This window comes from Terrabacter lapilli, assembly GCF_039531305.1.
Taxonomy (GTDB): domain Bacteria; phylum Actinomycetota; class Actinomycetes; order Actinomycetales; family Dermatophilaceae; genus Terrabacter; species Terrabacter lapilli.
In genome coordinates this window covers 51350-69684 of record NZ_BAAAPU010000007.1, presented here as the reverse complement: position 1 = coordinate 69684, position 18335 = coordinate 51350, and the positions used below count along the sequence as shown (strand labels likewise).

Sequence of the window (18335 nt, the reverse complement as noted above, 5' to 3'; positions counted from 1 at the left end):
GCAACGGTCGGGCCCCCGTGGTTGTCTTCACCGTCATGGAGCCCCACACCCGACCCACCCGACACGGCCTCGCGCGCGGGGCCCGGCCGCTGGCCAGCCTCGCGCTCGGAGCCGTCCTCGCCACGAGCGCGTGCGGTCAGGCGAGCTCGTCGTCGCGCAGCACGACGCCGGCGCCGGGCGCCGCGTCGTCGACCGGGTCGGCCCCCACGCGGACCGCTGTCGTCGGCGGCCTGCGCCTCGAGGCCACGATGTCCCACGAGGGCCAGGTGCAGGGCGGCGGCACGGCGTCCGGCACAGCGTCCGGCACAGCGTCCGGCACGTCGGCCGGCATGTCCGTGCGGCCCGGACTCGTCGTCGACTACCGGCTGACCAACACCGGCTCCACACCCGTCCTGGCCTACGACGTCGTGCCGCAGGACCTCGGCAGCGCCACCCTGCCCGCGGGCGTCGACCTGCAGCACGCCTGGGTCTACGAGCAGTCGGGGGTGCTGCGCCTCAGCAAGCAGGGGTTCGCCACCGCGCCGAACGTCCGCTTCATGGCCGCTCCCGTCATCGGTGCGCACACCGTCGCCCCCGGCGTGTCCCTCACCGGCAGGGCGTATGCCGTGTGGCCGCCAACGCTCGACGTGCCGGGCGAGTCCTTCTCGGCTCCACGGCAGCCCGTCGACCCGGCCGTGGCGACGTGGCAGTTCTGCCTCCAGGCGGACGGGCGGACGGCGCCGGGCCGCCCCTCGGCCGTGAAGGGGGTCGTCCAGGTGCCGGTGGCCGCACCGCAGGGCGACGAGCTGGTGTGCACCCCGCCGGCGGCGATCCCGGCTCCCTGAGCCGGAGCCGATGGGTCGCTCAGCGCATGGACAGGGCCATGCCGACGACGATGAAGAGGCCGAAGGCGAGGACCGGCACGACGGGCCACACCAGGGCGGCGAGCAGGCACCAGTTCCGGGCCGACCGAGAGGCACGGTGGGCGGCGTCGACGCGGCCCAGGGCCCAAAGGCTGTTGACCGACACCGCCTTGACGAGGGCCACGATGCCGAAGGGCATGAAGCACACGATGGTGCACAGGATCGCGGCGCCCAGGTGGTTCGCCGGGGGTGGCGCGAAGCCCAACGGGTCGGGCTGCGCTCGCCCAGCCGAGCGGGCGGCATACGTCCGCGGTGTCGGCGCGGGGATCGCGGTCGGACGGGTGGTCGGCGGCGGCAGCGACGCCTGCGGGAGCCGCGGCGCGCTCTTCGTCGGCCCGGGAGGCGCTGTCGCCACCGGCGGCACCGGCGGCACGGCCGACTCTGGCTCGGGCTGTCCCGGCTCCTGCGGGAGCGGAGACGTCGGTGGGTCGAGCTGCGGCAACCACGCCGACCAGGTGTCGTGCGTGGGGTCGGGCTGACCCGCCTCGCGGTCGCGCTGCCTGTCGTCCATGGCGGTCAGAGGATGGTCGGGTCGCCGTCGCCCGCGAGCTGCTTGCCGGTGCGGTGCCACTCGAGCATGCCGCCCTCGACGTTGACGACGTCGTAGCCCTGCTGCGCGAGCCACTGGACGGCACGGGCCGACCGGCCGCCCGAACGGCACACGATGGCCACGGCGTCGTCGGTCTCGGGCAGCTCCCCTATGCGGCTCGGCAGCTCGCCGAGGGGGATGTGGATGGCGCCGGGCGCGTGGCCGGCCTCCCACTCGTGCGGCTCGCGGACGTCGACGAGCACGGCGTCGTCAGGCAGCTGGGTCACGGTCGTCGTGGGGATCGCGCTCATACCCCCATCCTGACACGCGCGCACCCGCCAACCCGTGGCGTCGAGGGGAGCTCCCGGCGCCCGGTGGCGGGCGGTGCGGCCACTATCGTGAGGAAGGTGAAGATCCTGTCGATCCAGTCCCACGTCGCCTACGGCCACGCCGGCAACTCCGCGGCGGTCTTCCCCCTGCAGCGGCTCGGCCACGAGGTCTACCCCGTCCTCACGGTCACCTTCTCCAACCACACCGGCTACGGCTCCACGCGCGGGCCGCTCATCGCGCCGGCCGACGTCGCCGCCGTCATCGACGGGGTCGAGGAGCGCGGCGCGTTCCCGACGATCGATGCCGTGCTCTCCGGCTACCAGGGTGCCGAGGCCGTCGGCGAGGTCGTCCTCGATGCCGTCGCCCGCGTCAAGGACGTCAACCGCGCCGCCGTCTACTGCTGCGACCCCGTCATGGGCGACGTCGGTCGCGGGTTCTTCGTGCGCGACGGCATCCCCGAGTACATGCGCGACCACGTCGTTCCCAAGGCCGACATCGTCACGCCGAACCAGTTCGAGCTCGAGTTCCTCGTCGGGCGCGAGGTGACGACGCAGGCCGACCTCGTGGCTGCCGCGCGCGAGCTCATCGCGCGGGGCCCGTCGGTCGTGCTCGTGACGAGCGCCGTCACCTCCGACACCCCGGACGGGGCGATCCAGATGGCGTGCGTCACCGCCGACGACGCGTGGGTCGTCACGACGCCGATGCTGCCGATGACCGTCCGTGGCGGCGGTGACGTGACGGCCGCCCTCTTCCTCGCGCACCACCTGACCGACGGCCCGGAGGTCGCCCTGCGCCGCACGGCGGCGACCATGTATGCCGTCCTGGAGCGCACGCACGCCAAGGGGTCGGAGGAGATGCTGCTCGTGGCCGAGCAGGACGCCATCGCCAACCCCGACGAGAAGTTCGAGATCGCCGCGATCTCTTGACCGGCGTACCCCCCGGGGCGTTATAGTCGCTGCGCGCCGTTCCGCATGACCACCCCTGACCGTGCGGAACGGCGCTTTTTCATGCCAGGTTTCGATGGAATCCGGATCCAGCGACTGCACATCCCCGTGCAACCGGATCGCAAGGGTGCTCCCTCGGCACACCGCGACGCGCCGATCGCGGCTTATCGCGACGTCTCGGGTTTGCGGTAGACAGGCGTATAGCCTCCGATCGTGGACCCGATCACCAACCCGTACGCCCCCGGGGCCGGTCAGCGCCCGCCCGAGCTGGCTGGTCGTGACGAGCAGCTGCGCACCTTCGACGTCGTGCTCGAGCGGATCGCGCGCGGTCGCTCGGAGCGGTCCATCGTCCTGACCGGACTGCGCGGTGTCGGCAAGACCGTCCTGCTCAACGCCCTGCGCAGCTCGGCGGTGCGGGCCGACTGGGGCACCGGCAAGTTCGAGGCCCGGCCGGACCAGCGGCTGCGCCGCCCGCTCGCGGCGGCCGCCCACCAGGCGGTGCGCGAGCTCGGCCACCCGCGCAGCGACGAGGTCGACCAGGTGCTCGGCATCATCAAGGCGTTCGTGCTGCGCGACGCGCCCACCGGCGCCAAGCTGCGCGACCGGTGGCAGCCCGGCATCGACGTCCCGGCCTCGACCGGCCGCGCCGACTCCGGTGACATCGAGATCGACCTCGTCGAGCTCTTCACCGACATCGGGGGACTCGCCGCCGACGTCGGCAAGGGAGTCGCCTTCTTCATCGACGAGATGCAGGACCTCGACCCCGACGACGTCTCGGCCCTGTGCGCGGCCTGCCACGAGATCTCGCAGTCGGGCCTGCCCGTGATCGTCGTCGGCGCCGGCCTGCCGCACCTGCCCGCGGTCCTCTCCGCCTCGAAGTCCTACTCGGAGAGGCTCTTCCGCTACTCACGCATCGACCGCCTGCCGCGCGACTCCGCCGACCGGGCCCTCGTCGGCCCGGCCGCCGAGGAGGGGTGCGAGTTCACCCCCGAGGCCCTCGACGAGATGTATGCCGTCACCGCCGGCTACCCCTACTTCATCCAGGCCTACGGCAAGGTCGTCTGGGACGTCGCGCCGACCTCGCCCATCACCGCCGAGGACATCCGGGTGGCCGTGCCCGAGGCCGAGGCCGAGCTCGCCGTGGGCTTCTTCGGCTCGCGGTTCGAGCGGGCGACCCCGGCCGAGCGCGAGTACCTCCGCGCCATGGCGGACGCTGCGCTCGTCGGCGCGTCCGAGAAGGAGGGCGCAGGAGAGGGCGACGCTGCAGCGGAGGGCGAGGCGGCGGCATACGTCCGCGACGGGGTCACCGAGCGCGAGGCGGTGCCGACCTCCGCCGTAGCCGACGTGCTCGGCCGCAAGCCGCAGTCGCTGTCGCCCGCCCGCGACGCCCTGATCAAGAAGGGCCTGATCTACTCCGGGGAGCGCGGCCTGATCGCCTTCACGGTGCCCCACTTCGGCCGCTACCTGCGCACCCAGTCCTGAGGAGAACCATGAAGATGAAGCTCGAGCTGGTCCCGTTGCCCGTCTCGGACGTCGAGCGGGCCATCGACTTCTATGCGAACAAGCTGGGGTTCACCAAGGACGTCGACGTGCAGCCCGCCGAGGGGGTCCGCGTCGTCCAGCTGACGCCCGAGGGCTCCGGCTGCTCCGTCGGCTTCGGAACGGGCCTGGACGTCTACCGCGGAGAGCCGGGCAGCATCAGGGGGCTGCACCTCGTCGTCGAGGACATCGACGCGACCCGTGACGAGCTGGTCCGGGCGGGCGTGGACGTAGGCGAGGTCCACGACTTCGGTGGCGGCGTGCGCGGTGCGAGCTTCTCGGACCCGGACGGCAACACCTTCGAGCTGCAGGAGATGGCCTGGCGCACGGGGCCGCAGTACTGAGCGGCCCGCACCCTCGGCCCCTCGACAGGCGGCCGGCCGGCGGGTCGACGCCGGCTCCCACCTCATCCCTCACCCAGAAGGCAGGCACCATGCGAGCCCTCCACGCGGCCGCCCTCGCGGCCGTCGTCACGACCCTCGCCGGTGGCTGTGGGCTCCCGCTGGCATCGCCCGGTGCGGGCGCGAGCCACGGTGCCACGCGGGTCGAGCCCAGCGCCGGGAGCGGCGCCACGACATCGAGCCCCGCTGCGTCGCAGGCGTCCTGGCGCCTCGCCCCGGCTGACGTGCGCGCAGCCTCGCTCGCTCTCGGTCGGCTGCAAGTCAAAGGCCGTGCGCCCATGACGGGCTACGACCGCAGCGCGTTCGGGGCGCCCTGGACCGACGACGTCGACGTCGCCGGCGGCCACAACGGCTGCGACACCCGCAACGACGTGCTGCGGCGCGACCTCACCGGCACGCGACTCAAGACCGGGACCCACGGCTGCGTGGTCCTCGCCGGGATCCTCGCCGACCCCTACACCGGCCGCACGCTCGACTTCGTGCGCGGCAGGTCCAGCTCCGCCCAGGTCCAGATCGACCACGTGGTCGCCCTCGGGGATGCCTGGGTCACCGGGGCCCAGCAGCTGTCAGCGAGCCGGCGCGTGGCGCTCGCCAACGATCCGCTGGAGCTGCTGGCCGTGGACGGGCGCACCAACAGCGCCAAGCGCGACGCCGACGCGGCGAGCTGGCTGCCGCCGAACAAGGCCTTCCGGTGCGCGTACGTCGCCCGCCAGGTCGCGGTGAAGGCGCGCTACCACCTGTGGGTGACGGCTGCCGAGAAGGCGAGCATCGGGCGCGTGCTCGCCACCTGCGGCTAGGGGTGCGCCGACGCAAGAGCCCACGTCCCAAGCCACCATTCGGCGCTGCCACCCGCCATTGTCGACGGCATACAGATCACCCGAGCCGAAGGACGCCCATGCCGCAGTACGCCGTCATGTTCCCCGCCGACAACGAGGCGGAGTGGGGGGCCGCCTCCGAGGCTGAACGCCAGGTCACCTTCGACACCGACTACGAGTTCGGGCAGCGGCTCGCCGCCCGCGGCGGCGCCGTCACCGGGGGCGCGGGGCTGCAGGACAGCAGGCACGCCCGCACCCTCACGCGCGGCCCGAGGTCCGAGGCCGTCGTCGCCGACGGCCCGTGGCGGGAGGGTGACGAGCAGCTGACCGGCTTCTTCCTCGTCACCTGCGACGACTACGAGGCGCTCGTCGAGGCGGCAGAGGTGCTCGTCCGGGTCCACCCGGTCGTCGAGATCCGGCCGGTGACCGAGTTCTGAGGCAAGGCGGAAGGGCCGGTCCCCACGCGACTGCCAAGCCGTGAGGGAGGGATTGGTGTGGCAGTCGGCCCCGGCCCTTCCGGCTTCAGACTACGGGACCGAGCGTGCCGCCCGAGGTGACTTCGCAGACCTCGACCGAGCTCGTTGGGCCGCCATGTGCTCGTCGAACTCGCGCCGCCACTCGGGGCTGACGGCGATGCCGTCCGTGACGGCGACCTCGGTGGACAGCTCGACCGGGAAGCCGTACGTGTCGTAGAGGACGAAGAGGTCCGCGCCGGTCACCACCGTCCCGCGGTGGCCCTCCAGCCGCTCGAGGCCTCGGCGCAGCGTCCGGCGGAAGACGTCCTCCTCGCGGGACAGGACCTCGACGACGCGGTCGGCAGCCGCTGCCACCTCCGGGTAGGCGCGCGCGTAGACGCCGGCCACGGTCGGGACGACGTGCGGGAAGAAGTTGTCCTCGATGCCCAGGTCGACGGCGAAGCGCACGGCCCGCCGGACCAGGCGCCGCAGGACGTAGCCCTGCGTCTTGTTGCTCGGCCGCACCCCGTCGACGGCCAGGAACGTCGCCCCGCGCAGGTGGTCGGCGATGACGCGCATCGCGAGCCGCTCCCGCTCGTAGGTGCGGCCCGACAGCTCCTGCAGCCGCTCGACCACCGGCCACAGCAGGCTGATGCGGAACACGTCGGAGGTGTCGAGCGCTGCGGCGGCGATCCGCTCGAGGCCACCGCCGTAGTCGACGTTGCGGCGCGGCAGCGGCTCGAACCCCGTCTCGGTGCGGCGGTACTCCATGAACACCGAGTTGCCCAGCTCGATGAAGCGGCCGCAGTCGCAGTTCTGGTGGCAGTGGGCGCCGTACGCCGGGTCGTGCTCCACGTGCGGGAAGAGGTAGAAGACCTCCGTGTCCGGACCGCCCGGCTCGCCGACCGGCATACGCTCGGCCGTGCCCTCCCGGCACCACCAGTTCTTGTTGCCGTAGAAGGCGATTCGCGCGCCGCCGGTGCCCACCTCGGAGGCGCGCTCCTCACTGCCCAGCTCGACCTGGTCGGCGTGGATCCCCGCCTCGTCGAAGAGCCGCGTCCAGATCCGCGCCGACTCCTCGTCCTTGGGTATGCCGTGTGCCTCGTCCCCGATGAAGCACGACACGTAGAGCCGGGCCGGGTCCAGACCGACCGTCTCGGTGAGGAAGGCCCAGAACTGCGGCAGCTGCTCGTCCTTGAAGTAGTCGCCGAGGCTCCAGCTGCCGAGCATCTCGAAGAAGGTCGTGTGCCGGTTGTCGCCGACCTCCTCGATGTCCTGGACGCGCAGGCAGGTCTGGCTGTCGACGAGCCGGCGCCCGGCGGGGTGGTCCTCGCCGAGGAGGTAGGGCAGCAGCGGCTGCATCCCGCTGCCGGTGAAGAGGGTGGTCGGGTCGTCGTCCGGGACGAGCGAGGCGCGCGGGATGACGGTGTGGCCGCGGGCGGCCATGTGGTCCAGGAACGCGCTTCGGATCTCGTCGGCATCCATGACTCGATTCGACACCCGGAGGGGTCCGTCCACCAGCGGGTTTCGTGGCAGACGGTGCGGGGAGGCATGCTCGTCGCATGCGCCCGCTCGCCGCCCTCGTCCTCGCAGCGGCGTTCCTCGTCCTCCACGCCCGGGCCGTACGCGTGGAGCCGAGGCGGTGGCGCGTGGGGGTCCTCCTCCTCGGCGCGCTCTGGGCGCTCGTGGTGGCCGTCGGGTCCGCGCTCGGGGGCTGGGCCGGCGTGCAGCTCGACCGCGGGGCGCTCGTGCTGGCGCTGCCGTGGCTCGGGGCCGCGGTGCTCGGCCTGCTGCTCCTCGGTTTCGGCAGCCAGGTCGTCCGACCCGCGACCCGCGGCCGGCTCGCCCTCGTGGCGCTCGCCGCGGGGCTCGTCGTGCTGGCCGCGACGGCGGCCGGAATCGCGCTCTACCTGTCCGGCTCGACCGCGTCGGCGCCGGCGCTGGCGGGCGCCGTCGTCCTGCTGCTCCCGTGCTACGCCGGCCTCGCACTGCTGTCGTACGTCCTCTACTGCCTCACCTACCTCCGGCACCGTCCCCGACCGGGCCCGACGGCGATCGTCGTGCTCGGCTCGGGGCTCGTCGACGGCACCGTGCCGCGCCTGCTCGCGCACCGGCTCGACGCCGCCTTGGCTGCGTGGCGCGACGAGCGCGACGCGTACGAGCACGGCCGCGACCCGCTCGTCGTCCCGACCGGCGGTCAGGGCCCGGACGAGCCGACGTCCGAGGGACTGGCCATGACGGCATACCTCGTCGCCCACGGCGTGCCGCCCGAGTGCGTCGCGACGGAGGACCGGGCGACCACGACCGACGAGAACCTGCTGCTCTCGCGGGAGATCCTGCGGGCGCGCGGGATGGCGGGCGGTCACCTGCGGGTCGTGACGAGCAGCTTCCACGTCGGCCGCGCCGCGCTGCTCACCCGGCGGCTCGGCATCGACGCCGACGTCACCGGCGCCCCGACCGCGTGGTACTTCCTCCCGAGCGCCTTCCTCCGGGAGTACGTCGCCGCGCTCACGCTGCGCCCGCGCACCAACCTCACCGGCCTCGCTGTGTGGGCCGCCTGCACGGCGGCCCTGGCGTATGCCGTCATGGCCCGCTGAGCCCGGGCGCCGTACAGTGACTCGACATGGACTTCGTCACGCGAGGTTTCGAGGGTCGGCGCAGGAGCAGTGACGACCGGCTGCCGCCGGGGCAGTACCTCACCGGCGACTTCCCGGTCCTGTCCGCAGGACCCACCCCCGGCGTCGACCGCGCCGAGTGGGAGCTGTGGGTGGCCACCGAGGACGGCACCCGCCACGCCTGGTCGTGGGACGAGCTCATGGCGCTGCCGGCCGAGACGGTGACCGTCGACATCCACTGCGTGACGAGCTGGTCCAAGCTCGACACCGAGTGGCGCGGGGTCTCGCTCGACACGCTGCTCGCCGACGTCGAGACGGCCGCCGACTTCGCCCTGGTGCACAGCTACGGCGGCTACACGACGAACCTGCCCCTCGAGGACCTGCTCGACGGGCAGGCGTGGGTGGCGTTCGGCTACGACGGCGACGACCTGCCCGCCGAGCACGGTGGCCCCGCGCGGCTGCTCGTGCCGCACCTCTACTTCTGGAAGTCGGCCAAGTGGGTCCGCGGCATCGAGCTGATGCTCGAGGACTCGCCCGGCTTCTGGGAGCAGCTCGGCTACCACGACTACGGCGACCCATGGCGCGAGCAGCGGTACCAGGGGGACTGAGCGCCCGGCGAGCCTGGCGCGAGGCCAGGCTCGTCGAGCGACGTCCCGAGAGCCCGAGCGCCGTGACCCTCGTCCTCGAGGTCGACGACTGGCCCGGCCACCTGCCCGGCCAGCACGTCGACGTCCGGCTCACGGCCGCGGACGGCTACACCGCCACGCGCAGCTACTCGGTCGCCGCGCCCCAGGACGGCGACCGGATCGAGCTCACCGTCCAGCGCGTGCCGGACGGCGAGGTGTCGCCGTTCCTCGCCGACGGTCTCGCCGTCGGCGACGGCGTGCGGCTGCGGGGCCCGGTGGGTGGCTGGTTCGTCTGGCGCCCCGGGCAGCCCGACCCGGTGCTGCTCGTGGCCGGCGGCTCCGGGGTCGTCCCCCTGATGTCGATGCTGCGCGCCCGAGCGGCTGCCGGTGGGCCGCCCTTCCGGCTCGTCTACTCCGTCCGCAGCTCCGACGACGTGCTCTACCGCGAGGATCTGGCGACGCTGGCAGGGACGCCCGGGGTCGAGGTCCACCTCGTGCACACCAGGAAGGCTCCCGAGGGTGAGGTCCGGCCGGCCGGGCGGCTGGGGGCCGCCGACCTGGACGCACCGTCCCGCGACGGTGCGGCGGGAGCACCCGCGGAGCCCACCTGCTACGTCTGCGGGCCGACCGGCTTCGTCGAGAGCGCGGCGAACCTGCTCGTCGGGCTGGGCCACGCCCCCGACCGCATCCGCACGGAGAGATTCGGGCCCAGCGGCCCGTGAGGAGGCAGCCATGACCGACCCACAGCAGCACCCGCAGCAGCATCCGGAGACGCCAGGCCGGCCGGCGGACTGGGACGGCAACCTCATGGCCGGTCCACTCTCCGAGCTGTTCGCGCTCGACGTCACGACGGCTGTCGTGCGCTGCCGCGGCTGCGGCGCTGCCAACGAGGTGGCCCGGCTCCGGGTCTACGGCCCGGAGCCGGGTCTCGTCGGTCGGTGCCCGGGCTGCGACGACGTGCTGCTGCGGGTCGTCCGCACGCCCGACGCGGTCTGGCTGGACCTCGGCGGGGCGGTCTCGCTCCGGGTGCCGGTGCCGGCGGCCTCGTCGGACGCACCGGCCTGACCAACCTCACATCCGGGCGAAACCCGGACAGGTCGACGACCCCGAGCCCACACTGGTGCGGTGATCGGTCAGGAGTTCGAGACGCTCCTGGCCGACGCGCGGGCGGGCGACGAGGCCGCGTTCGCGCGCCTGTGGCGCGACCTCAACCCGGCGCTGCTGCGCTACCTGGCCCTCGGGGAGCAGGCGCCCGAGGAGGTGGCCGCCGAGACGTGGCTCGGCGTCGTCAAGGGCCTGCGCACGTTCAGGGGTGACGAGATGGCGTGGCGCGCCTGGGTCTTCACCACCGCCCGGCGTCGCGCGGTCGACGCGGCCCGCAAGCGGGCCCGGGAGTCTCGCCTCGGCATCCGGACCACGACCTGGGTCGCGCCGCTCGCGCCCGACTGCGCCGAGGAGGTCGAGCAGGTGCTGACCACGGCCGAGGCCATCGCCCTGGTGCGGCGCCTGCCGCCGCTGCAGGCCGAGGTCGTGCTGCTGCGCGTCGTCGCGGAGCTCTCCGTCGAGGAGGTGGCCGGCCTGCTCGGGCGCAGTCCGGGCGCAGTCCGCGTGGCCGCCCACCGCGGGTTGCGGGCGCTGTCCGCGATGCTCGCTGAGACGGGTGTAACGACTGGGACATTTCGGACGCTTCGTGAAGTGACATGAGCACACGACCGCCAGACCCCTCGCCGGCCGACCACGCCGCACCCGCCCCGCTCCTGGCGGCGCTGACAGCGCCGCCCACCCCCTCGGAGCTGGACGGGATCGCGCCCACGTTGGCGGCCCTGCGCACCGCTCAGGTCACGTCCGTTCCCTCACCCTCACCACGACGGAGACCATCCATGATCACGACCCTCGCAGGCGCCAAGCTCGGCGCCACCATCGCCGGCATCGCCGTAGGACTCGGCGGCACCGCCACGGTCGTCTACGTGTCAGCGAACGTCCCCCTGTCCGGCACGCACTCCACGGCGAGCCCCACCACGGTCCCGGCCGCCTCGGCTACCACCGACGCCGCCGAGACCGCGGGCCCGAGCGAGACCGCGGAGGCGACCGAGACCGAGACGGCGGACGCCACGGAGACCGAAACGCCGGACGCCACGGAGACCCCCGCCGCGACCAAGACCCCCGACGCGACCAAGACCCCCGACGCGACCGCGACCGCCGTCGGTCCCGACGCCACCGGTCCCGCCGCCCACGGCCTCTGCACGGCGTGGAAGAACCTCACGAGCCGCGGCGCCGGAACGGGCAAGGCCCTGGACTCCATCGCCTTCACCAACCTCGCGAAGGCGGCGGGCGGTGCCGACAAGGTCGCGGCGTACTGCGCGACGGTGCCGGCGCCGGGCAGCTCCGGCCAGCGCGCCACCGGCAAGCCCGCCACGGCCTCCGGCAAGCCGGCCGCCGCGTCGACCGGACGACCGCAGACCGCCACGACCAAGCGGCCGCACACCGCTTCGACCGGCCGGCCGAAGGCCGTGCCGACCCACACGTCCCACCCCGCCGGGCGCCACTGAGCCACCGCCGTCGGCCTTCGCGCTGTAACGCTGGGTGAGGTTGCAGCGCTTCGGGACTGACATGGGCACGAACCGGCGGGACGAGAGGAGCCGGGAGCGCGGTCACGCCGCTCCCGGCTCATCGCGTCGCACCCACCGGGGCGAGCCGGGGAGCGACCCGATGCGCGACCCGTCCCTCGCCCGGGTGGTGCTCGCCCTGCGGGCGGCCCCGACCGCGCGCGAGCTCGACGGGATCGGACCGGCTCTCGCCGCCTTCCGGGCCCAGGTCGGCCAGCAGCGGAACGGACCGAGGAGGCAGACGATGTTCGCGACGGCGTTGGGCGCCAAGCTGGGTGCCACCCTGGGTGGAGTGGCGGCCGGGCTGGCCGGCGTCACGACCGTCGTGCTCGTGTCGACCCACGCCGCGAGTGGCCCGCCGACCCCCGGAGGGGCACCGGCGCCACCCGCCGCGCGCCCCGCTGCCGTCAGCACGACGACGCCCGGCGCCACCGCCACGGCGACGGCGAAGGGTCCCGACGCGAACGGGCCCGCGAAGCACGGGCTGTGCACCGCCTGGAAGGCCAGGTCGAAGCACGGCAACCAGTCGGCCGGTGCCGAGGGCTCGGTGGCGTACCAGAACCTCGTCGAGGCCGCCGGTGGCGCCGGCAAGCTCGCCGCGTTCTGCGCCGACGTCACGGCTCCGGGAGCCTCGGGCACGAAGGGCGGCAACGGCGCGGGAAGGCCGACGGGCAAGGGAACCGGCAAGCCCAGCGACGAGCCCACGAAGTCCAAGGCCGGCAAGGGCACCGACAAGGCCGCCGACGACTCGACCACCGAGCCCAGCGAGACGGCGGAGCCGAGCGAGCGGCCGACCGACGACGCGACCGGCACCGCGCCGCACGGGACGCCCGGTACCGCGCCCCACTCGTCCACCGGCACCCCGGTCCCGACGACCATCCCCTGAGCCACCACCCTTCAGCCACCACCCAGAGGGCGTATGCCGCGGGGCGGGTCCGGCGGCATACGCCCTCTTCGTGTGGTGCGGGTGGTCAGCGGGCGGTCAGGCCCTCCTCGAGGGCGGCGATGATGCGGGGGCGCATCTCGGCGGCGCCGATGACGGCGTCGACCGAGCCGACCGAGACGGCCCGGTGGATGCTGTGCACCGTGTCGAACTCGGAGGCCACCTGCCCGAGCTTCTCGGCACGCACCGACGTGCGGAGGTCGTCGAGCTCGGTGACGAGACGGGCCCGCTCGACACCGGAGGCGGCGGCGAGGCGCGCCTCGAGGTCGGTGATGCGCGGGTCGGAGGCGGTGCGGGCGTCGACGTCGCGCGAGAAGACGACGGCCGCGGCGGGCGCGCCGCCGAGGACCGACGCGAACGAGCCCTCGATGGCGAGCACCGTCATGCGCGGGTTGAGCGTCTTGGAGAAGACGACGAACGCGCCGCCGTGGTAGCGCGAGACGACGGTGAAGACGATCGGGCCGTCGAAGTTGACGATGGCCCGGCCGATCTCGGCGCCGTACTCGAGCTGGAGGCTGCGCATCGACTCGGGTGAGCCGTCGAAGCCGGACAGGTTGGCCAGGACCACGACGGGCCGGTTGCCGCTCGCCGCGTTGATGGCGCGGGCCACCTTCTTGCTCGAGCGCGGGAAGAGCGTGCCGGCCGTGTAGGTGTCGGGGCCGTCGGTGGGCGGGAAGCCCCGGCGTGGCACCGACTTGGACTCGATGCCGATGAGGCACACCGGGATGCCGCCGAGGTGCGCGTCCTGGACCACCGCCGTCTCGGCGTCGGCCATGCCGGCCCAGCGCTCGAGCGGCTCACGGTCCTGGTCGGACACCGCGCGCATCAGGGTGCGGATGTCGAAGGGCTTCTTGCGGTCGGGGTTGGTCAGCGGGCTGAAGATGTCGCCGACCGTCGTGAAGCCGGAGTCGGGCAGGTCGTGCGGGTAGACCGTGACGTCACGGTCGGACGGGTCGCTCGTCGAGACGCGGCGCGGGCCGGCCTCGCCCGGGCGGATGTACGCGTGCTCGTAGTGCGCCATGAGGATGTCGCGGGCGCCGGCGAGGTCCTTGGCCCAGTACTGCGCCTGGCCGTTGGGGCCCATGACGCGGTCGTAGCCGCCGATGCCGAAGTTGTCCTCGGCCGAGACGCCACCGGAGAAGTCGAGCGACTGCTTGCCGGTCAGGACCATGGCGCTGTCGGGCGTCATGACGAGGATGCCCTTGGTGTGCATGAGCATCGTCGCCTCGGCGTTCCAGTAGGGCTGGGCGCCGACGTTGATGCCGGCGACGACGATGTTGATCTCGCCGCCGGCCTGGGTGAACTGGATGATGCGCTTGAGGGCGCGGGCCACCCAGTCCATGTTCTCGGTGCCGGAGTCCATCGAGATGCGGGCGCCGGCGGACAGGGAGTACCACTCGACCGGCACGCGCAGCTGCTCGGCGAGGTCGATCGCGGCGATGATGCGCGCGCACTCGGCCTCAGCGACTGACCCGAGCGAGCGCAGCGGGTCGCCGGAGAGCACGACCCGGGTCACGCCCTCGGGGTGGCGGGCCGTCGGCGAGCTGACGACGGCCACGATGATGCCGGCCTTGTTGAGGCCCTGCGGCCGGTCGACCGGGACGAGGGCGCCGGTGTCGTCGAGGTCGTGCTCGACGACCGAGCCGCCCTCGCCGGCGATCATCGACTGCAGCTCGTAGGGGTAGACGAGGCCGCGGCGGCGGGCCCGCACGACCTTGGAGGCGTAGTCGTCGAGCGGCTTGAGCGGCTCGGTGGGCGGGGCCCCGAGCGTGCCGGTGACGCCGGAGCCGGGCTGGAAGTAGAAGCGGCCCGCCATCGGCTGCGGGGCCTCGCCGGGTGCGCCGGCGACGGTGGCCTGGATCAGCACCTCCTCGATCCCGGCGCCTGCCGTGACCGGGGCGATCTTGGACTGCAGTGTCGTCAGCTGACCGGGGTCGGCGTCGATGGTCGGCCAGATCTGGACCCACACGTGGTTCATGTCGAGGCGGGAGCCCTTGGCGCCGCGGCTCGTGCGGACCCGGCGGATCGCCTCGAGGCAGTTGGTGATCGCACGCTCGACATGCGGCAGGCCGGTCACCTGCCCCGACTCGTCACGCACGACGACGAGCTGGCGCACCTGGGCCAGCGCGACCAGCCGGCGGTCGTCGGGGTTGTCGCGGGCAACGCACTCGTAGAGCAGCACGTCCTCGGGGGCGTCGAGGCGGGTCAGGTCGAAGGCGGTGAGGCGCCACAGGTTGAGGCGGCGCCCGACCATGGGGTGCACGCCGCGCACGAGACGGTCCTCCACGAGCCTGCCCTCGACCGGGCGGAAGGTGAAGTAGTCGACGGCACGACCGTGCCCGGCGCTCACGGCGACGGCCACGCGGCGTACGTCCTGGGCGAAGGGCAGTCCCTGCAGCCGCTCGGCCAGCTGGTCGCTGGCCTCGTCGGGCGACTCGGGCTCCTCGGCCCAGCGCAGGTAGAGGTCGACGACCGCCTGGTGTTCCTCGGGCCGGGCCCACACGTCGTTCGAGATGGCAGCGTCGAGGGCGCTGTCGGGGGCCAGCTCGTCGACGCTGCCGATTGTCGAGGTCAGGTGCGTGTGACGGCCGTCGAGCGTGTAGTCGGCGGTGGCGAAGGGACGGCCGCCCTCGGTGAAGGTGTGCAGGCCGTGCAGCTCGTGCTCGCGGTAGTGCCGCTTGATCAGCACCTCGAGCATCGGCTCGTGCTCGGGGAGGGCCAGGGTGTCGCCGTCGTGCAGCCGTTCGGCGAGGAACCGCACGATCTGCTCGGGGATGGCAGCCAGCTCGTCGACGCGTGCCGTGTGGTCGGGCGAGTCCGGCTGTGCCGCAAGGGTGGCCAGCTTGTCGCGCACCCCGGCCAGGACGCTCGCGCGCTCCTCGTCGACGAGCGGCTGGTCGAACCAGCGGAAGCGGACGCTGCGCGCCAGGTCGCCGATGACCGGGAAGCGCAGCTGGGTCGCCACGACGAGCCGGTCGAGCGCGTCGCGGACGGTGACGTCGAGCGGCGGCTCGGGGATCGGCTCGCCCAGCCAGCGCTGGAGGATCGAGGTGGCCAGGTGCACCTCGGGGGCCGAGCGCTGCTGGGCGAGGAAGATGCGGAAGACCGCCTCCTCCAGGTCGGGCGTGCGCTCGAAGTCCGTGATGCCGTAGTGCCGCAGCACGCGGGCGAGCTTGTCGCGGAAGTCGGCCGACAGGCCGGCCCGGTCGACGTCGAGGCTCTGCAGGTAGGAGTGGAAGTGCTCGCGGGGGCTGTGGACCAGCAGCTCGGTGTGGCGCTCCTCGGCCGCGGGGCGGTTGCGGCTCAGCTCCGCGACGTCGGTGACCAGCTCGAGGAGGGCGATCTCCTCGGGGAGCGGGACGGTGCCGGCGGCGGCCAGCTCCTCGCGGGCCGCGAGGTAGCCGCCCAGGGTGCGGCTGTCGCCGTTGGGCTCGACGTCGAAGCCGAGGAGGCTCGCCGAGAGGTCCTCGATGCCGCGGTCGACGCGCTCGCGCGGGCTCGCCTGCCCGGCGCTCGAGTCGGGCAGGTCGAGGTCGACGTCGGCGCCCGCGGCCTCGACCACCTCGGCCTCGTCACCGGTGGGCTCGAGGCGCACGAGCGGCGCGCCGGTCTCGACCTGGCTGCCGACCGAGACGAGCAGCTCGCGCACGCGGGCCGCGAAGGGCGCCGGCAGCACCGTCTCCATCTTCATCGACTCGAGGACGAGCACCGGTGCACCGGCCGCGACCTCGTCGCCCGGCTGCAGCGGAGTCGCGACGACGAGCGCGGGCGCGGGGGAGCGGACGACGCCGCCCTCGTCGCGGGTGACGCGGTGCGTGACGCCGTCGACCTCGACGAGGTGCACGGGTCCGTGGGTGGCGGTGACGAGGCGGTGCGAGCGTCCCTCGACGACGATGCGGCCGGCATACTCGTCGATCCGGTCGAGCGTCGCGTCGACGACGTGCTCGGCGCCGCCGTTGACGACGGAGACGCGGTAGCGGTGCGACGCGGTGCGCAGCACCATGACCTTGTATGCCGTCCCGCGCAGCTTGAGGTCGATCGCGCGGCCGACGGTGTGCTGCACCTGCGGGCGCCCGCCGCGGGCGGACTCGAGCAGGCGGGCGCGCTCGATGGCCTCGGCGTCCTCGTAGGCCTCGATGCCGGCGGCCACGAGGGCGATGCCGGAGTGTCGGTGGGAGACGAGCCGGCCCTCGGCCCGCACCCGGTCGATCCACCCGGTGTCGGCGGAACCGTCGATGACCTCGGGCTGGTCGAGCAGCTCGAGGATGAAGCTCTTGTTCGTCGCGCCGCCGTCGATGACGACGGTCGTCTCGGACATGGCGCGGCGCAGACGGGCGAGGGCCTCGTCGCGGTCGCGGCCGTAGGCGATGATCTTGGCGATCATCGAGTCGAAGTCAGCCGGGATCGAGTCGCCTTCTCCCACACCGGTGTCCACGCGGATGCCGGGGCCGGCGGGGAAGTTGAGCAGGCTGATGCGGCCGGGGGACGGGGCGAAGTCGCGGTCGGGGTCCTCGGCGTTGAGACGCGCCTCGACGGCGTGGCCGCGCTGCGTGGGCCGGCCCTCGGGGAGCTCGTCGAGCCGGCCGCCGTTGGCCACGTGGATCTGCAGCTTGACGAGGTCGGTGTCGGTGACGGCCTCGGTGATGGGGTGCTCGACCTGCAGGCGGGTGTTGACCTCGAGGAAGGCGAAGAACTTCTCGCCCGGGTGGTAGAGGAACTCCACGGTGCCGGCACCGGCGTAGCCGACCGCGACCGCGAGCCGCTCGGCGCTCACGCGCACCTCGTCGGCCTGCTCGGTGGTCAGGACCGGGGAGGCCGACTCCTCGATGACCTTCTGGTTGCGGCGCTGCACCGAGCAGTCGCGCACGCCGACGGCCCAGGCCGTGCCGTGGGTGTCGGCGATGACCTGCACCTCGATGTGCCGGGCCCCGGTGACGAGCTTCTCGAGGAAGACGACGCCGGAGCCGAACGCGCGCTGCGCCTCGTCCCGGGTGCGCTCGTAGGCCTCGGTGAGGTCGGCGTCGGAGTCGACACGGCGGATGCCGCGGCCACCACCGCCGGCCGTGGCCTTGAGCATGAGGGGGTAGCCGATGCGCGCGGCCGCTGCCTTGGCGTCCTCGAGCGTGTCGACGCCGCCTCGGCTCCACGGCGCGACGGGCACGCCGACCTCCTCGGCGATGAGCTTGCTGCCGATCTTGTCGCCGAGCTTGACCATCGCCTCGGCGCTCGGGCCGATGAACGTGACGCCGAGGCGCTCGCACAGCTCGGCGAACGCGGGGTGCTCGGCGACGAAGCCCCAACCGACCCACGCGGCGTCGGCGCCCGTCTCGCGCAGCGCGCGCTCGAGGACGGCGTAGTCGAGGTAGGGACGCGCGGACGCCGGCCCGAGGTCGTACGCGTGGTCGGCCTCCCGGACGAACATCGCGCGCCGCTCGCCCTCGGTGTGCAGGGCGATCGTCTCGATGCGGTGGCCGTCCGGCCCCGCTGCCGCGTTGAGGTCCCGCACCGCGTGGATGAGCCGCATGGCGGCCTCGCCGCGGTTCACGATGGCGATGCGAGAGATCATCGGGGCTCCTATCGACGAGGGGTGGTGTCGCACCCCGCAGCCTTCCACGCCGTCGAGGTGACCG

The 18335-nt window shown here is 73.4% G+C and carries 17 protein-coding genes; 13 read left to right on the top strand and 4 right to left on the bottom strand.

Annotated elements, in window-relative coordinates; genetic code table 11:
• The first annotated feature begins 17 nt into the window (after window positions 1-17).
• Entirely contained in the window at window positions 18-824 is an 807-nt protein-coding gene (locus tag ABD241_RS08185) for a hypothetical protein (protein WP_344060366.1), read from the top strand.
• Window positions 825-843: 19 nt separating this feature from the next.
• On the opposite strand, the gene ABD241_RS08180 is transcribed toward ABD241_RS08185, so the two are convergent.
• Together ABD241_RS08180 and ABD241_RS08175 are read right to left on the bottom strand one after the other, a co-directional pair.
• On the bottom strand, window positions 844-1413 hold the full coding sequence (locus tag ABD241_RS08180) for a CD225/dispanin family protein (protein ID WP_344060363.1): 570 nt from the start codon (window positions 1411-1413) through the stop codon (window positions 844-846).
• Window positions 1414-1418: 5 nt separating this feature from the next.
• Window positions 1419-1742, bottom strand: a complete 324-nt coding sequence (locus ABD241_RS08175; protein WP_344060360.1) for a rhodanese-like domain-containing protein — start codon at window positions 1740-1742, stop codon at window positions 1419-1421.
• Between the two features lie 96 nt (window positions 1743-1838).
• Here ABD241_RS08175 and pdxY point away from each other — a divergent pair, with 96 nt between their 5' ends.
• The 5 genes from pdxY (at window position 1839) to ABD241_RS08150 (ending at window position 5897) form a co-directional block, all read left to right on the top strand.
• The gene (gene pdxY, locus ABD241_RS08170; protein ID WP_344060357.1) at window positions 1839-2687 is read left to right on the top strand and encodes a pyridoxal kinase PdxY; all 849 of its coding nucleotides are present in this window, start codon (window positions 1839-1841) and stop codon (window positions 2685-2687) included.
• A 231-nt stretch (window positions 2688-2918) separates the two neighbouring features.
• Complete coding sequence (locus tag ABD241_RS08165; RefSeq protein ID WP_344060354.1) at window positions 2919-4187, top strand: ATP-binding protein; 1269 nt, start codon at window positions 2919-2921, stop codon at window positions 4185-4187.
• 8 nt (window positions 4188-4195) lie between these two features.
• The gene (locus tag ABD241_RS08160; protein ID WP_344060351.1) at window positions 4196-4588 is read left to right on the top strand and encodes a VOC family protein; all 393 of its coding nucleotides are present in this window, start codon (window positions 4196-4198) and stop codon (window positions 4586-4588) included.
• 89 nt (window positions 4589-4677) lie between these two features.
• Entirely contained in the window at window positions 4678-5442 is a 765-nt protein-coding gene (locus tag ABD241_RS08155; RefSeq protein WP_344060348.1) for an HNH endonuclease family protein, read from the top strand.
• A gap of 98 nt (window positions 5443-5540) precedes the next feature.
• Window positions 5541-5897: a YciI family protein gene (locus ABD241_RS08150; RefSeq protein ID WP_344060345.1), complete on the top strand. Its 357-nt coding sequence runs from the start codon at window positions 5541-5543 to the stop codon at window positions 5895-5897.
• 90 nt (window positions 5898-5987) lie between these two features.
• Here the strand turns inward: ABD241_RS08150 and ABD241_RS08145 are convergent, their stop codons facing one another.
• The gene (locus ABD241_RS08145; RefSeq protein ID WP_344060342.1) at window positions 5988-7400 is read right to left on the bottom strand and encodes an alanine--tRNA ligase-related protein; all 1413 of its coding nucleotides are present in this window, start codon (window positions 7398-7400) and stop codon (window positions 5988-5990) included.
• A gap of 77 nt (window positions 7401-7477) precedes the next feature.
• On the opposite strand from ABD241_RS08145, the gene ABD241_RS08140 reads away from it, so the two are divergent.
• The 7 genes from ABD241_RS08140 to ABD241_RS08110 all read left to right on the top strand — a co-directional run bounded on the left by ABD241_RS08140 (window position 7478) and on the right by ABD241_RS08110 (window position 12648).
• Window positions 7478-8512: a YdcF family protein gene (locus ABD241_RS08140; protein WP_344060339.1), complete on the top strand. Its 1035-nt coding sequence runs from the start codon at window positions 7478-7480 to the stop codon at window positions 8510-8512.
• A 26-nt stretch (window positions 8513-8538) separates the two neighbouring features.
• Window positions 8539-9138 carry a sulfite oxidase-like oxidoreductase gene (locus ABD241_RS08135; RefSeq protein ID WP_344060336.1) on the top strand — a complete coding sequence of 200 codons (600 nt, stop codon included), beginning with the start codon at window positions 8539-8541 and terminating at the stop codon, window positions 9136-9138.
• Entirely contained in the window at window positions 9108-9878 is a 771-nt protein-coding gene (locus ABD241_RS08130) for a ferredoxin reductase (RefSeq protein ID WP_344060333.1), read from the top strand. The genes ABD241_RS08135 and ABD241_RS08130 overlap by 31 nt, the downstream gene beginning before the upstream one ends.
• Before the next feature lie 10 nt (window positions 9879-9888).
• Entirely contained in the window at window positions 9889-10221 is a 333-nt protein-coding gene (locus tag ABD241_RS08125; protein WP_344060330.1) for a DUF6510 family protein, read from the top strand.
• A 60-nt stretch (window positions 10222-10281) separates the two neighbouring features.
• Window positions 10282-10860, top strand: a complete 579-nt coding sequence (locus tag ABD241_RS08120; protein WP_344060323.1) for an RNA polymerase sigma factor — start codon at window positions 10282-10284, stop codon at window positions 10858-10860.
• 176 nt (window positions 10861-11036) lie between these two features.
• Window positions 11037-11705, top strand: a complete 669-nt coding sequence (locus tag ABD241_RS08115) for a hypothetical protein (protein WP_344060320.1) — start codon at window positions 11037-11039, stop codon at window positions 11703-11705.
• 160 nt (window positions 11706-11865) lie between these two features.
• Window positions 11866-12648 (top strand): hypothetical protein, encoded by a 783-nt coding sequence (locus tag ABD241_RS08110; protein ID WP_344060317.1) that lies wholly within the window; start codon window positions 11866-11868, stop codon window positions 12646-12648.
• An 85-nt stretch (window positions 12649-12733) separates the two neighbouring features.
• On the opposite strand, the gene ABD241_RS08105 is transcribed toward ABD241_RS08110, so the two are convergent.
• Complete coding sequence (locus tag ABD241_RS08105) at window positions 12734-18271, bottom strand: ATP-binding protein (RefSeq protein WP_344060314.1); 5538 nt, start codon at window positions 18269-18271, stop codon at window positions 12734-12736.
• Between the last annotated feature and the right edge of the window lie 64 nt (window positions 18272-18335).